This window comes from Pseudomonas monsensis, assembly GCF_014268495.2.
Lineage (GTDB): Bacteria > Pseudomonadota > Gammaproteobacteria > Pseudomonadales > Pseudomonadaceae > Aquipseudomonas > Aquipseudomonas monsensis.
On sequence record NZ_CP077087.1, the window covers coordinates 900838 to 915268 of the forward strand.

Annotated in this window: 16 protein-coding genes; 6 read left to right on the forward strand and 10 right to left on the reverse strand. The window is 61.3% G+C overall.

The window, feature by feature from the left end:
• Positions 1-69 precede the first annotated feature (69 nt).
• On the forward strand, positions 70-975 hold the full coding sequence (locus HV782_RS03805; protein WP_186748291.1) for a cation diffusion facilitator family transporter: 906 nt from the start codon (positions 70-72) through the stop codon (positions 973-975).
• A 135-nt stretch (positions 976-1110) separates the two neighbouring features.
• On the opposite strand, the gene HV782_RS03810 is transcribed toward HV782_RS03805, so the two are convergent.
• From HV782_RS03810 to HV782_RS03840, 7 genes are all read right to left on the reverse strand, one after another.
• Complete coding sequence (locus tag HV782_RS03810; RefSeq protein ID WP_186748290.1) at positions 1111-2244, reverse strand: AGE family epimerase/isomerase; 1134 nt, start codon at positions 2242-2244, stop codon at positions 1111-1113.
• A 181-nt stretch (positions 2245-2425) separates the two neighbouring features.
• Positions 2426-2998, reverse strand: coding sequence for a HupE/UreJ family protein (locus HV782_RS03815; protein ID WP_186748289.1), 573 nt, complete (start codon positions 2996-2998; stop codon positions 2426-2428).
• Between the two features lie 26 nt (positions 2999-3024).
• Positions 3025-3639, reverse strand: a complete 615-nt coding sequence (ureG, locus tag HV782_RS03820) for an urease accessory protein UreG (RefSeq protein ID WP_123470963.1) — start codon at positions 3637-3639, stop codon at positions 3025-3027.
• 12 nt (positions 3640-3651) lie between these two features.
• Entirely contained in the window at positions 3652-4326 is a 675-nt protein-coding gene (locus HV782_RS03825) for an urease accessory protein UreF (RefSeq protein ID WP_123470965.1), read from the reverse strand.
• Positions 4323-4823 (reverse strand): urease accessory protein UreE, encoded by a 501-nt coding sequence (gene ureE / locus HV782_RS03830; RefSeq protein ID WP_186748288.1) that lies wholly within the window; start codon positions 4821-4823, stop codon positions 4323-4325. The genes HV782_RS03825 and ureE overlap by 4 nt, the downstream gene beginning before the upstream one ends.
• A gap of 207 nt (positions 4824-5030) precedes the next feature.
• Positions 5031-5663: a TetR family transcriptional regulator gene (locus HV782_RS03835; protein WP_007966952.1), complete on the reverse strand. Its 633-nt coding sequence runs from the start codon at positions 5661-5663 to the stop codon at positions 5031-5033.
• Positions 5664-5819: 156 nt separating this feature from the next.
• Positions 5820-6326, reverse strand: coding sequence for a hypothetical protein (locus tag HV782_RS03840; protein WP_186748287.1), 507 nt, complete (start codon positions 6324-6326; stop codon positions 5820-5822).
• 384 nt (positions 6327-6710) lie between these two features.
• Between HV782_RS03840 and HV782_RS03845 the strand changes: the two genes are divergently transcribed.
• On the forward strand, positions 6711-8786 hold the full coding sequence (locus HV782_RS03845; protein ID WP_186748286.1) for an AsmA family protein: 2076 nt from the start codon (positions 6711-6713) through the stop codon (positions 8784-8786).
• 92 nt (positions 8787-8878) lie between these two features.
• Here HV782_RS03845 and HV782_RS03850 read toward each other — a convergent pair whose 3' ends face one another.
• Both HV782_RS03850 and HV782_RS03855 read right to left on the reverse strand, forming a co-directional pair.
• Complete coding sequence (locus tag HV782_RS03850; protein ID WP_186748285.1) at positions 8879-9412, reverse strand: ferritin-like domain-containing protein; 534 nt, start codon at positions 9410-9412, stop codon at positions 8879-8881.
• Between the two features lie 91 nt (positions 9413-9503).
• The gene (locus tag HV782_RS03855; RefSeq protein WP_225931056.1) at positions 9504-10463 is read right to left on the reverse strand and encodes a LysR substrate-binding domain-containing protein; all 960 of its coding nucleotides are present in this window, start codon (positions 10461-10463) and stop codon (positions 9504-9506) included.
• Between the two features lie 109 nt (positions 10464-10572).
• On the opposite strand from HV782_RS03855, the gene HV782_RS03860 reads away from it, so the two are divergent.
• The 3 genes from HV782_RS03860 (at position 10573) to HV782_RS03870 (ending at position 12487) form a co-directional block, all read left to right on the forward strand.
• Positions 10573-11211: an FMN-dependent NADH-azoreductase gene (locus HV782_RS03860; protein ID WP_128614212.1), complete on the forward strand. Its 639-nt coding sequence runs from the start codon at positions 10573-10575 to the stop codon at positions 11209-11211.
• A complete protein-coding gene (locus HV782_RS03865; protein ID WP_123470977.1) occupies positions 11212-11517 on the forward strand; it encodes a DMT family transporter in 306 nt (101 codons plus the stop codon). It begins immediately after the preceding gene.
• Positions 11518-11608: 91 nt separating this feature from the next.
• Positions 11609-12487: an esterase/lipase family protein gene (locus HV782_RS03870; protein ID WP_123470979.1), complete on the forward strand. Its 879-nt coding sequence runs from the start codon at positions 11609-11611 to the stop codon at positions 12485-12487.
• A 122-nt stretch (positions 12488-12609) separates the two neighbouring features.
• Here the strand turns inward: HV782_RS03870 and HV782_RS03875 are convergent, their stop codons facing one another.
• Positions 12610-13497, reverse strand: a complete 888-nt coding sequence (locus HV782_RS03875; protein WP_186748283.1) for a DMT family transporter — start codon at positions 13495-13497, stop codon at positions 12610-12612.
• 96 nt (positions 13498-13593) lie between these two features.
• Between HV782_RS03875 and HV782_RS03880 the strand changes: the two genes are divergently transcribed.
• Entirely contained in the window at positions 13594-14388 is a 795-nt protein-coding gene (locus HV782_RS03880; protein ID WP_123470983.1) for an AraC family transcriptional regulator, read from the forward strand.
• The last annotated feature ends 43 nt before the right edge of the window (positions 14389-14431 follow it).

Genomic DNA, 14431 nt, shown 5'->3' on the forward strand with positions numbered 1-14431 from the left:
ATAAGGTAAACTCCCCTCGCAACAACCCAACCGCACCCCGCGGTTTTCAGGGTTTTTCGAGGAGTCAAAGTGAGTAACCGAGGTGAGCAGGCACTGCTCAAACAATCGACCATTCTGATGTTGGCTGTGGCGATTGCCGGGATCGTCACCGGTTTTGTTTCAGGTTCCCAATCCATCCTGTTTGATGGTTTTTTCTCGCTGATCGCAACCTTCATCAAAGTCCTGATGCTGATCACGGCCAAGCTGATCGCCAAGGAAAGCAACCACCGTTTCCAGTTCGGTTTCTGGCATCTGGAGCCGATGGTGCTGCTGATCGAAGGCAGTTTCCTGATGCTGATCGCGATCTATGCGTTTCTCAATGGCGTGTTCGGCATCATCAACGGTGGCCGCGACATCGAGTTAGGACTGGTGATCATTTATGCGGCGGTGTTTACCGTGGTCGAGTTCGCCTACTTTTTCTACGTCCGGCACCGTAACCGCAAGCTCAAATCCAGCCTGATCCAGTTCGACAACATCAGTTGGCTGGTGGACGCGATGCTGTCCGTGGGCCTTTTGATCAGTTTCCTCGCGGCGCTGCTGCTCAAGTCGAAGGGCTATGGGCAGTGGGCGGTGTATGTCGACCCGCTGATCCTGATCGTGCTGGCCCTGACCATGTTGCCGCCGGCGTTCAAGATTCTTGGCCCGGCCCTGCGAGATGTCCTGGGGATTGCCCCGGACACGCTGGATGATCAGGTGCGCCAGGTGATGGACGCGGCGAAAACCGAACACGGTTTCGACGATTATGTGTCGTACGTGCAGAAGCACGGGCGGGCGCGGTTTATCGAGATTCATGTGGTGTTGCCGGCGGATTATGCGCTGAGCTATGTCGGGCAACTGGATGCGTTGCGCGAAGAGATTTCCGCGAAGCTGGGCAAGCCGGATGCGGCGCGGTGGTTGACCATCAGCTTTACCGGGGACAAGAAGTGGATTGCCTAACGACCGCATAACGGCCATTCGTCGGATCGCCGCCCGGAGCAGGCTCGCTCCCACATTGAATTGCGCTGAACACACTATTTGTGAGCCGCACAATCACCTGTGGGAGCGAGCCTGCTCGCGATAGCTATTTATCCGTCAGCGAAGATATTCAGCCAGGCCGCCGTAGCAAGTCGCCAAGTGGTAAGGGGTCGTCGATGGCATGTCCTTGCGACTGACTTCCCCCAACTCATCCCGGCACTCATGCCAGCCACCGGCATGCAGAAACCGCTGCTGCAACGCCTGTAACTGGCGCAGCACCACCGCTTCACTGCCCTGACGCAAGGTCAGCGCGCGCAGATATTCTGCTTGCGCCCAGATCCGCTGGGTCGAGTCTCGCGGGCGTCCGTCCGTTTCCAGATCGAGCATCGCCCGTACTGCGCCGGATGGCTGCACCACACCGTATTGCTCGGTGAAGGCAAACGCCCGTTCAAGCGCCGCATGCAGTTTCGAACCACGCAATAACGGCGACGATTCGAGCAGGAAATACCATTCGAACTGATGCCCCGGCTCATACCAGTTATCCACAGCCCCGAGCGGCTTCTCCATCAACACGCCATATTGCGGATCGACGAACTGCTTGTGCATGGCTGTGCATAACGCCAGCAACGCTGTCTGCGTCTGGGCATCTTCGCGCACGGCGAGGGTGGCGAGGAACGCTTCGGCCAGGTGCATCAGCGGGTTTTGCAGTGGACCGGTTTGCAGGGTGATCCAGTCGCGTTCCAGGCAGGCTTCGTACAAGCCATCGCCGGTGGCGAAGCGCCGGCCGATGATTTCCAGCGCCGCATTCAACGTCGACTCGACCAGCGGATCGCCGGATTTTGCCCAGTAATGCGCGCAGGCAAACAGGATAAAAGCGTGGGTGTAGAGATCCTTGCGCTGATCCAGCGGTTTGCCCTGGGCATCGACGCTGTAGAACCAGCCGCCATGCTCGGCATCGTGAAAGTGCCGTTGCAACGAGCGAAACAGCGCCGCCGCACGGACTTCGGCGTTATCCACAACCCCGATCAGGCTGGAAAACAGGTACAGCTGCCGTGCGCAGGCCATCGCCCGATAGCGTTGCGGTGGCAGCGGTTGGTGGGCGGCGTCCAGCGCTTCGTAAGGCAGCGCCATGTCGGCGTTCCAGCCCGGACCTTGCCAGAGCGGCACGATGACGTTGACGAAGTGCTGGTGCACGTCGCTGAACAGGGCGGTCAATTCAGGCAGGAGGTTGGAGCGGGAAGCGTGGGGCATGGGCGGACGTCGTCACGGCTGGGGCGATTGCGCGACATGGTAGCAGAGAGACTGACATCAGCGATGCGGCGTCTGATCGGCCGCCTTCGCGAGCAAGCTCGCTTCCACAGGTTTTGTGTTCGCCACAAATCCAATGTGGGAGCGAGCTTGCTCGCGAAAAGGCCAGTTCAGACAATAAAAACTAGCCTGCTAGCAACCAAGCCCCAGTCACCGCCGAAGCCGCACCCGCCAACCGCACCAGCGGCGCCGCTGCCTGCGGCAACACGCGAACCACGCCATAACCGACGGCATGCAAAGCGGCGGTCGCCACAACGAAACCCGCCGCATACGTCCAAGGACTGCTCATGTCTGGCAGTTCCAGACCATGCGCCACGCCATGGAACAACGCAAACAGCGCCGTCGCCGCTACTGCCATGACCAACGGCGGCCGCACCGCCAAGGCCACTGCCAGACCCAATGCCAGCACCGATGCGGCAATCCCGCTTTCCAGCGCTGGCAATTCCAGCCCTTCAAAACCGAGCATGCCGCCGATCAGCATGGTGCCGACAAACGTGCACGGCAGCGCCCAACGTGCGGCACCTTGCTGCTGTGCCGCCCACAGGCCCACGGCGATCATCGCCAGCAAATGGTCGAGGCCGCCGATCGGATGGCTGATGCCGGCAACCAGGCCAGAGTCGCCATGCCCCGGGTGGGCGAAGGCCAGCGCCGGGGTCAGCAGCAGCGCGACAGCGCCCAGAATGCGATTAAGTGTCATGGATAAGCTTCCTTGTTGGTCATTGATCAGGCAGCGGTCAGCAGGCCCTGGCGTTCGATGAAGGCGATGATGTCTTCCAGGCCCTGACCGGTTTTCTGGTTACTGAACACGAACGGCTTGCCGTTGCGCATGCGTTTTGTGTCGCTGTCCATCATCTCCAGCGACGCGCCCACCAGCGGCGCCAGGTCGATCTTGTTGATCACCAGCAGGTCCGACTTGCAGATACCGGGCCCACCCTTGCGCGGCAGCTTGTCGCCGGCCGAGACGTCGATCACATAAATGGTCAGGTCGGACAGTTCCGGACTGAACGTCGCCGACAGGTTGTCGCCGCCGGACTCCACCAGGATCAGGTCGAGCCCCGGAAAGCGCCGGTTCAGTTGGTCGACCGCTTCGAGGTTGATCGAGGCGTCTTCGCGGATCGCCGTGTGCGGACAGCCGCCGGTTTCCACGCCGATGATCCGCTCCGGTGCCAGTGCTTCGTTGCGCACCAAAAAATCCGCGTCTTCGCGGGTATAGATATCGTTGGTGACGACCGCGAGGTTATAGCGCTCGCGCAGGGCCAGGCACAGGGCCAGGGTCAACGCGGTTTTGCCGGAGCCGACCGGGCCGCCGATGCCGACTCGCAGAGGTTGTGCGTTCATGTGGTGTTTCTCCTAGGAACGGAACAGACGGCTGTACTGGCGCTCATGGGCCATGCACGCCAGGGACAGACCGAACGCGGCGCTGCCGATGTGTTCGGGATGGATTCGGGTGGCGTCCTGCTGCGCCTGTTGCAGCAGCGGCAGCAGTTCGCTGGTCAGGCGCTGGGCGGCTTGCTGGCCCAGCGGCAGGGTTTTCATCAGCACCGCGAGCTGGTTTTCCAGCCAGCTCCAGAGCCAGGCGGCGAGGGCGTCTTGCGCACTGATGCCCCAGGCACGCGCCGCCAGTGCCCAGCCGAGAGCCAGATGCGGTTCAGCACACTGATCAAGAAATTCGCGAGCGGGGGTGTCGAGTTCCGGCAAGCCGCTGAGCAGTTGTTGCAACGAGTAGCCCATCTGCCGGCTCTCCAGATGCAACTCGCGGGTCTCGCGGCTGGCGCGGTGGGATTCGCACAGCTGCCTTAATTCATCCCAGTTTTGCTCCGCCGCTGCCGCACAGTGGGCCAGCAGCAGTGGCGCTTCGAAGCGTGCGAGGTTGAGCAGCAACTGATCGCTGATCCAGCGCCGGGCGCTGTCCGGGTTGTTGACGCGACCGTTTTCCACCGCCATTTCCAGGCCTTGCGAATAGCTGTAGCCGCCAATCGGCAATTGCGGACTGGCCAGGCGCAGCAGCGCCCAGGCCGGGTTCACAGGCGTACGCCGAACTGATGGAGTTTTGGCGCGTAGTTGAAATCTTCGTCGCCGTGCCGCGAATGGTGATGGCCGCCACCGTAGGCGCCGTGCTCTGGCTGGAACGGCGCTTCGATCGCTTCGACCTGTGCACCGAGCTGTTCAAGCATGGCCTTGAGCACATAGTCGTCGAGTAAGCGCAGCCAGCCATCGCCGACCTGCAGCGCCACATGGCGGTTGCCCAGGTGATATGCGGCGCGGGTCAGTTCAAAGGTATTGGCGCAGGTGACGTGCAGCAATTGCTCGGGGCGGGCGCAGACGCGGACAATGCGGCCGTCTTCGGCCTGCAGGCACTCACCATCAAACAACGGGGGCTGGCCGCGCTCCAAAAACAACCCGACGTCTTCACCCTCGGCACTGAAACAGCGCAAACGGCTTTTGCTCCGGGCTTCGAAGGTCAGGTGCAACTCGGCGGCCCAGACGGGTTGAGACTCGATTCTGCGGTGAATCACCAGCATCGGAAAACTTCCAGCTATGGACAATGCTCAGGCTAGAGCAAGGGCCTTGCCAATCGGACGGGATGTAGGAAATCCCTGTCGGAGCGTAGTGGATGTTTCAAGATGTTGCGGAGTTTTGGGGTGTTTTGGTGCATGAAGGTTTTTACATGCACCAAATGGAGGCCGTGACGCCGCACCTTTGTAGGGGTGTCAGTAAGGAAGAGGTTGTTACTCGGTACTGCCCAGCCCTTGCCAGTGCTTGAGCCCGATAAAGATGAAGCGCAGTTGCTGGGTGATCTTCGCCTGGGGCGTCAGATGCTCCGGCAAGGCTTCGGCGGGGGGATCAATGATGTCCGGCAAAGTGGCGAACACCGATTTGACGATCAGGTCGGCGATCACGCTCAACCCGGCCGCATCCAGATGCTGCAGCTTGGGCATCAGCGTCAGGTCGGCGGCGAGGTCGGCGCTGATGTTTTCGCGCAAACGCCCGATCGCCTGGCGCACCGGCAGCGAGCCGCCGTACTGCTCGCGCGCGAGGAACAGGAATTGCGAGCGATTGGCGCTGACCACATCGAGAAAGATCCGCACCGACGCATCAATGATGCCGCCCATGACGAATTCGTTGTGCCGCACCAGGCGGATGGTTTCGCGGAAGGTCTGGCCGACTTCGCTGACCAGCACCAGACCCAGTTCGTCCATATCGGCAAAGTGCCGATAAAAACCGGTGGGTACAATGCCGGCGGTCTTCGTCACTTCGCGCAGGCTCAGGCTGCCGAATCCTCGGCCGCTTTCCATCAGGTGGCGGGCAGCGTCCATCAGGGCGTTGCGGGTCTGTTGTTTCTGTTCGGCGCGGGGCAGCATCGCAAGGTGTGTTCTTCGGCAGGACAAGCGTCGCACTCTAGCAAATCGACTTTGTCGGCGTCGAACCGCAGGGGCAGGTCAGGCAGGATTTTACCGGGACTGAAAAGTCAAAAGCCCAATCGCTTGATCGGGCTTTTTTTCCAGGCCACCACGGGCTTAGCTCAATTGGCTGTTGCGTTCGATCACACGGTCACCACCGCCTTCGGCAACGGCTTGGCCCAGTGGGGTTTTGTCGAAGCCATCTTCAGCCAGGGTCTGACCTTGTGGGGTGCGGTCGCTGCCATCGGCAGCCAGGGTCTGACCTTGTGGGGTGCGATCGCTGCCGTCAGACGCCAGGGTTTGACCTTGTGGGGTGCGATCGGAACCGTCTTGAACCAGACCTTTCTCTTCCAGGCGATTACGGCCGTTTTCAGCCAGCGCCTGGCCTTGTGGCGTGCGATCGGAGCCGTCTTGCACCAGACCTTTTTCTTCCAGGCGGTTGCGACCGTTTTCAGCCAGCGTCTGGCCTTGTGGCGTGCGGTCCGAACCATCAGCCGCTACGGTTTGGCTGAACACCGAGTGGCTGGATTTCACTTGCGGGGTAGCCTGATCGGCAGCGGGCAGGGCGAAAGCAGTGCTGGCTAGCATCGACAGGGTCAGGCTGAACAGTAATTGGCGTTTCATGATGGGTTGCTCCTTGGGAGGGCGATAAAGTGGGTACGGAGGCAATGCTACTCTCGATAAGTCGATATAAAAGTTCATAAACGCAATGGTAATAATCAACAGAATTGATTGTTCAGCCGGGAGGCTCTAGATCGGGCCTTTCAGAGCGACGCTTTTGCACTGCAGTGGGTATTTTCGACTCACTCGCGCCTCGCAAAAGTGCGGGCGCGGTAACGCTGCTCGACTGATCGGTCAGATTTCGCGCGGCTTTTTGCGCGGTAATTGGCCTTTCGATTAAACCTGCGGCCCGTTTGCCAGTCGTAGATTTCATGAGGGCCGCTTTGGCCCGCCGTTTCAGCCGTACGCCGCAGTCTTTGCGTGCGGTCGTGATCAGGAGCTTTGTGCATGACGCGCACTGGAAAAATCTTCAGCTGGACCCTCACCATTCTCGTGCTGCTACTGGCTGTGCTGGTGTTGATCATCGTGTTCTTCGACTGGAACCGGATCAAACCGCCGCTCAACGCCAAAGTCTCGGAAGAACTGCACCGACCGTTCGCCATCAATGGCAACCTCGCGGTGATCTGGCAGCGCGAGCCCGATGAGGGCGGCTGGCGGTCGTGGGTGCCGTGGCCGCACGTGGTGGCCGAAGACCTGAGCCTGGGCAATCCGGACTGGTCGAAAAAGCCGCAGATGGTGACCCTCAAGCGGGTCGAGTTGCGCATCTCGCCGCTGGCCTTGCTCGCGCAGCGCGTGGTGATTCCGCGTATCGACCTGACCGAGCCCAACGCTGAGTTGCAGCGGCTGGCGGACGGTCGCGCCAACTGGGTGTTCAAGTTCGATCCCAAGGACCCGAATGCCGAGCCGTCGAACTGGGTGGTCGACATCGGCGCCATCGGTTTCGACAAGGGCCATGTGACCCTCGACGATCAGACCCTCAAGACCAGCCTCGATGTGCTGATCGATCCGCTGGGCAAACCGATTCCATTCAGCGAAATCGTCGGTGACAAAGCGGCCAAGACCGCCCAGGACAAGGGCGGCGCGCCCCAGGATTATGCGTTTGCGTTGAAGGTCAAAGGCCAGTACCACGGCCAGAGCCTCACCGGCCAAGGCAAGATCGGCGGGCTGCTGGCCTTGCAGGACGCGCGCAAACCGTTCCCGCTGCAGGCGCAGGCAAAGATCGGCGACACCAGCCTCGACCTGGCCGGCACCCTGACTGACCCGCTTAACCTCGGCGCTCTAAATCTGCGCCTGAAACTGGCCGGCGCGAGCCTGGGTAACCTGTATCCGCTGACCGGCGTGACCCTGCCCGACACACCACCCTATTCCACCGACGGTCACTTGATCGCCAAACTGCATGACGTGGCCGGGGCGACGTTCACCTATGAGCAGTTCAACGGCAAGATCGGCAGCAGTGATATCCACGGCGACCTGACTTATGTCGCGAGCCAGCCGCGGCCGAAACTCAGCGGCGCGTTGCTGTCCAACCAATTGCTGTTCGCCGACCTCGCCCCGCTGATCGGCGCCGACTCCAACGCCAAGCAAAAGGCCCGAGGCGGCGAGAGCAAGCAGCCGGCCGATAAAGTGTTGCCGGTGGAAGAGTTCAAGACCGATCGCTGGCGCGCGATGGACGCCGATGTCGAGTTCACCGGCAAACGCATTGTCCACAGCGAGAAACTGCCGTTCACCGACCTCTATACCCATTTGAAACTCAACGACGGCGAACTCAGCCTCGAACCGCTGCGCTTCGGCGTGGCTGGCGGCAACCTCGATGCGCAAATCCGCCTCGACGGCCGCACCGAGCCGCTGGAAGGCCGGGCGAAACTGACTGCGCGCAAGTTCAAGCTCAAGGAACTGTTCCCCACCTTCGAGCCGATGAAAACCAGTTTCGGTGAGCTCAACGGTGATGCCGATATCAGCGGGCGCGGCAATTCGGTGGCGAAGTTGCTCGGCGGCGCCAACGGCAACCTGAAGATGCTGATCAACGACGGCGCAATCAGCCGCGAACTGATGGAACTGGCGGGGCTGAACGTCGGTAACTATGTGGTCGGCAAGATCTTTGGTGACAAGGAAGTGAAGATCAACTGCGCGGCGGCCGACTTCGACATCAAGACGGGTCTGGCGACCACGCGATTGTTTGTCTTCGATACCGAGAACGCGATCATCTATATCGACGGCACAGCCAACATGGCCACCGAGCAACTCGATCTGACGGTGACCCCGGAGTCCAAGGGCTGGCGTTTGATTTCCCTGCGTTCACCTTTGTATGTGCGCGGCAAGTTCATCAAGCCGGATGCCGGGGTCAAGGCCGTGCCGTTGATACTGCGTGGGGCGGGTATGGTGGCGCTGGGTGTGATTGCGGCGCCGGCGGCAGGGCTGTTGGCCCTGGTGGCACCGAGCGGCGGCGAGCCTAATCAGTGTGCGCCGTTGCTGGAGCAGATGAAGGCAGGCAAGGCGCCTGTCACCGTTAAACCAACCCAATAACTTCAGCGTGTATAACGACGCCATCGCGAGCAGGCTCACTCCTGCATTGGGAATGCGTTCCTCTGTAGGCGTGGGCCTGCTCGCGATAGGGTTTAGAGGTCTTTCAGGATATCGGCCATGTCATCGGCATGTTCTTCTTCCTGCGCGAGGATGTCTTCCAGGATGCGCCGGGTGGTCGGATCTTTCTCGCCGATGTACTGAATGATCTCGCGGTAGCTGTCGATGGCGATCCGCTCGGCCACCAGATTCTCGTAGACCATTTCTTTCAGGGTGGAGCCGGCCACGTATTGGGCGTGGGCCATTTTCGACAGCTGGTCGGGGTTGAACTCAGGCTCGCCGCCCAGTTGCACGATGCGTTCGGCCAGGCGGTCGGCGTGCTGGGCTTCCTGGGTGGCGTGCTCAAGAAACTCTTCGGCGGCCACGCTGGCTTTCACCCCGGAGGCCATGAAGTAGTGGCGTTTGTAACGCAATACGCAGACCAGTTCGGTGGCCAGCGATGCGTTGAGCAAGCGCAGTACCTCTTCACGGTCGGCGCTGTAGCTTTCGGTGACGGCGCCGTTCTCGACGTGTTGGCGCGCACGGTCGCGCAGGGTTTGGACATCTGACAGATGCAGGTCGTCGCTCATTTCGATCTCCTGGAGGCTAATCCGATTGGCGCCACGCTCTACAGGCGTGCTCGCCTACCCCAGTTGTGAGTCCTGCGCGAAGCAAAAAGTTTTATGAGATTTTTGCCGCCTGCTCTACAGACGCTGCCGACGGTTGCGATCTGCGTGTCAGCCCGGACAACAGCGCTTCCTCATGCAGCCAGGTAAAAAACGCCCGCACCGGTGGATGCCGTTCGCGCCCCGGCACGCACAACGCGCTGTACCCGGCGCCATCGACCTGAATCTCGCCTTTGTACGGCACCAGCAGCCCGCTGCTGACACTCTCCGACACCAGAATATTGCTTGCCAGGACCAACCCTTGCCCGGCAATCGCCGCTTGCAGGGCGTAATGCTCTTCGTCGTATTCACGACTCACCGGATGCTGCTGCAGCCAGTGCTCGCCGGACTGCGCGCACCAGGCTTCCCAGCCATGGGCATACAGCTTCGAGTTGTGCCAACGCACGCTGATCAGCGTCGGCGTGCGCCGCGCGGCCAGCGCCACTTGCTCGGGCGAGCCGTAAACGCCGAACGACTCGTCGAACAGGCACTGCCCATACAGGTTCGGATAGTCATCGAGGCTGTAGCGCAACACCAGATCGACGCTGGCGTCCTGATGCAGATCGATCACCTCGCAATGGGTATCGAGGCGCAGGTTGATGTTCGGATGCTGCGCATAAAACCGCCCCAGGCGCGGCACCAGCCACAGCGCGGCGAACGCGGCCGTGGTCGACAGCGTCAGGCTGCTGCCGCTGCGTTGCGGGCGCAGGGTGTCGACACTTTGCGCCACTTCCAGCAAGGCACCGTGCAGGCTGCGAAACAGGCGCTCGCCGCCTTCGGTCAGGCGCACCTGACGCGGCAGACGTTCGAACAGGGCGACGCCGAGCCAGTCTTCCAGCGAGCGGATCTGATGAGAGATCGCTGTGGGGGTGACCGACAGCTCTTCGGCAGCAGCCTTGAAGCTCAACAGGCGCGAAGCGGATTCGAAAGCGCGCAGGGCGGTCAGCGGCAGCGAGGCGAACATTGAAAACTCCACGGATGAAATGAATTCATCCCGACTGATTTTTGCTCATTTGAAGGACAGCAGCGGCGCGCCTCAAGCTGCACGCCACAAGCCGTTTGATTCTAGTCCGGAGGAAAGACAGATGAGCAAGATTCTTGTGATCCATGCCAGTCCGCGCGGTGACCGTTCGCATTCGCGGCGTCTGGCTGAAGGTTTTCTCAGCGCCTGGCAGGCGCATCATCCACAGGCTCGCGTCACTCGCCGCGAAGTCGGTCGGGCCTTGATTCCAGCGGTCAACGAGGCGTTCGTAGCGGCGGCGTTCTACCCGGAGCCGCAAGCACGGCCGTTGTCGATGCAGGCCGATCTGGCGCTCAGCGATCAACTGGTCGGCGAGCTGTTCGAGCATGATCTGCTGCTGATCTCCACGCCGATGTACAACTTCAGCGTGCCCAGCGGCCTCAAGGCCTGGGTCGATCAGATCGTGCGGCTGGGGCTGACGTTCGATCACACGCTGGATAACGGCGTTGCCAACTACACGCCACTGTTGCAAGGCAAGAAGGCACTGATCGTCACCAGTCGCGGCGGCTTCGGTTTTGGCCCGGGCGGTGAGCTGGAGGCGTTGAACCATGCCGATCCATGGCTGCGCACGGCGCTGGGTTTTATCGGTATCAACGACGTCACCGTAGTCGCGGCCGAGGGTGAAGAATCCGCTGAACGCACCTTCGCAGCGTCGGTGGCGGAGGCCGAGCAGCGCTTGTTCGACCTCGCCGGGGCGTTCTAGATGGCCTGGCTGTTCCTGCTGATCGCCGCCGGGTTCGAAGTCACCTTCGCCATGGGCATGAAGTACGCCGAAGGCTTCACCCGGTTGTGGCCGTCGTTGATCACCGTGATTGCGGCAATCGGCGGGATCTACTTTCTCACGCTGGCCATGCGTGAATTGCCGGTGAGCATTGCCTATCCGGTCTGGACGGCGATTGGCTCGCTGGGCACGGTGTTCCTGGGGTTCGCGTTGCTCGGCGAAAGCCTGACGCTGGTCAAACTGCTCTCGGTAGGTCTGATTGTGGCGGGGGTGGCGGGGCTGAAGTAGGCTGGTCGTTGAGTTGTCATCATCAGGGAGGATGCTTGGCGGGCGTTTTGCACGCCTTGCATCCACTCATCGACCACAAGGATGTTTGCCCATGTCGACGCGTTATCCACTGGTGCTGGTGCCGGGCATGCTCGGGTTTATCCGGCTGGTGCTCTATCCGTATTGGTACGGAATCATCAAAGCCTTGCGCCGTGGTGGTGCGACGGTCATTGCGGTGCAGGTGTCGCCGCTCAATTCCACCGAAGTGCGCGGCGAGCAATTGCTGGCGCGGATCGACGAGATCCTGCGCGAGACCGGCGCGGCCAGGGTCAACCTGTTCGGCCACAGCCAGGGTTCGCTGACCGCACGCTATGCAGCGGCCAAACGTCCGGATCTGGTCGCGTCGGTGACCTCGGTGGCCGGACCCAATCACGGTTCGGAACTGGCCGACTATCTGCAAAAACACTATCCGGCGGACAGCGCCAGAGGACGCGTCCTTGAGGTGTTGTTGCGCGTTGTCGGCTGGCTGATGGCGTTACTGGAAACCGGTTACCGCGGGCCGAAGCTGCCGGTGGATATCCACGCTTCGCACCAATCGCTGACCAGCGAAGGCGTGGCGCTGTTCAATCAGCGTTATCCACAAGGCCTGCCTGACACCTGGGGCGGACACGGGCCGGAAGAGGTCAACGGTGTGCGCTATTACTCGTGGTCGGGCACGCTGCAGCCGGGCAAGACCGACCGCGGCGGCAACCTGTTCGACGGCACCAATCGCAGCTGCCGCTTGTTCGCGAAAACCTTTGTGCGCGAACCGGGGCAGTGTGACGGGATGGTCGGGCGCTACAGCTCGCATCTGGGCACGGTGATTGGCGATGACTATCCGCTGGATCACTTCGACATCGTCAACCAGTCGCTGGGACTGGTGGGCAAGGGCGCGGATCCGGTGCGGCTGTTCGTCGAGCATGCGGCGCGGCTTGAGGCTGCCGGGGTTTAGCAGGCACACCGCGTTATCGTTCATCGCTGGCAAGCCAGCTCCCACACTGCTTCGTGGCGTTCACAAAAATGTGTGTGCGACACCGACCCTGTGGGAGCTGGCTTGCCAGCGATGGCGTCGGGTCAGGCAACGCTGACCTTGCGGGCCAACACCGTGGTCCAGCGCTCGGAAAGAATCACCCCGCCCAACGTCAGCAGACCACCGACCAGGTGATACATCGCCAGCTGTTCCTTCAAGACCAGCGCTGCAATCAGCGCAGTGATCAGCGGCAGCAAGTTGAAGAACAACGTCGTCCGGCTCGGCCCCAGACGCTGTACGGCCTGCATCCACGCCAGCGGCGCGAGCATCGACGCCAGCAGGCACGCATACAGCACCAACGGAATGTTCTGCAGGGTCAGCCCGGTTTTCGGCGACATCGCGTACAGCGGAAACAGCACCACGATCGCCACCAGCACCTGCAAGTACAACAACACCAGTGGCGGCAGGCGCAGCTGCCATTTTTTCAGCAAGGTGCTGTAGATCGCATAGGCGAGGGTAGCGATCAGCATCATCGCGTCACCCAGGTTCACGCCGTGTTGCAACAGAGCGCCAAGGCTGCCTGACGAGACCACCACCAATACGCCGGCAAACGACAGCACCGCGCCAAACAAGGCGCCGGCAGTCAGGCGCTGGCCGAGGCTGATGATCGCCATGGCCAGCGACATCAGCGGCATCAGCGACAGGATGATGCCCATGTTGGTCGCCGTGGTCAGGGTCGCGGCGAAGTAGGCGAGGCTCTGATACACCGCCATGCCGAGCACGCCAAGGATGAAGATCTTGCCCAGGTTCGGGCGGATCTGCGGCCAGTGCGCGATGACCGCTTTGAGCATGAACGGGGTGAACAGCAGGCCGGCAAGCAGCCAGCGGTAGAAACCGATCTCGGCCGGGAAGATCGCCCCGACCGCCAGTTTGTTGATCACGGTGTTGCCGGCCCAAATGAAAATCGCCAGCAGGGGAAACGCGTATTGCATGGGTTAAAACCAGAACGTTGATGAACGGTGATTATCCCCTGTCTGGATGCAGCCCTATACTGCGAACCGGACAACCTGCCTCTGCAACCGGACAGCATGAACAGTAAACACATCGATCTGCTGGATTTCAGCGAACTGCCGTCAGCGGTGTACTTCCGCTACGCCGACTTCAACGCCCATGAATACGCCGCGCCGCACCGGCATCCGTGGGGCACGCTGGAGTACGCGGCGCACGGTGTGCTGCACATGGACGTCGATGGCAACCGCTTCATGTCGCCGCCGCAGTACGCGGTGTGGGTACCGCCGCAGGTCGAGCACAGTTTCTACAGCCACCAACCAGTCAACTATCGTGCGGTGTGCCTCGACCCCAAGGTCTGCGCCGAACTGCCGGCACGGGCCTGCACGCTGGCAATCAGCGACATCCTCAAGGCGATTCTCAAGGACTTCGCCGCACGCGATGTGAAAATCCCCGAGCTCGAAGCCGACCGGCGACTGGCCCAGGTGCTGGTTGATCAACTGCAACAGGCGCCGGTGCATGAATGTTATCTGCCGTATGCGAGTAATCCCGGGTTGCTGGCGATTCTCGATGCATTGCAGGCCGATCCGGGCAGTAACCAACCGCTGGCGCACTGGGCGGCGCAGGTACACGTCAGCGAGCGCACGCTGGCCCGGCAGTTCGTGCGTGAGCTGGGGATGAGTTTCGGCGAATGGCGTCAGCGTCTGCGCTATCTGGCAGCGATCGAGGCGCTGGAAAGTTCGAAGAGCGTGCAGGAGATCGCCTTCGATCTGGGTTACAGCGGTGGCTCGGCCTTCATCGCCATGTTTGCCCGTCAGGCCGGATGCACGCCGGAGCAGTATCGGCGCAGCCACCTGGAAGGCGGGAAGGTGTAACAAGATTTGGCTACACTTCAGCAGAGGCCGCATCCATCGGTGC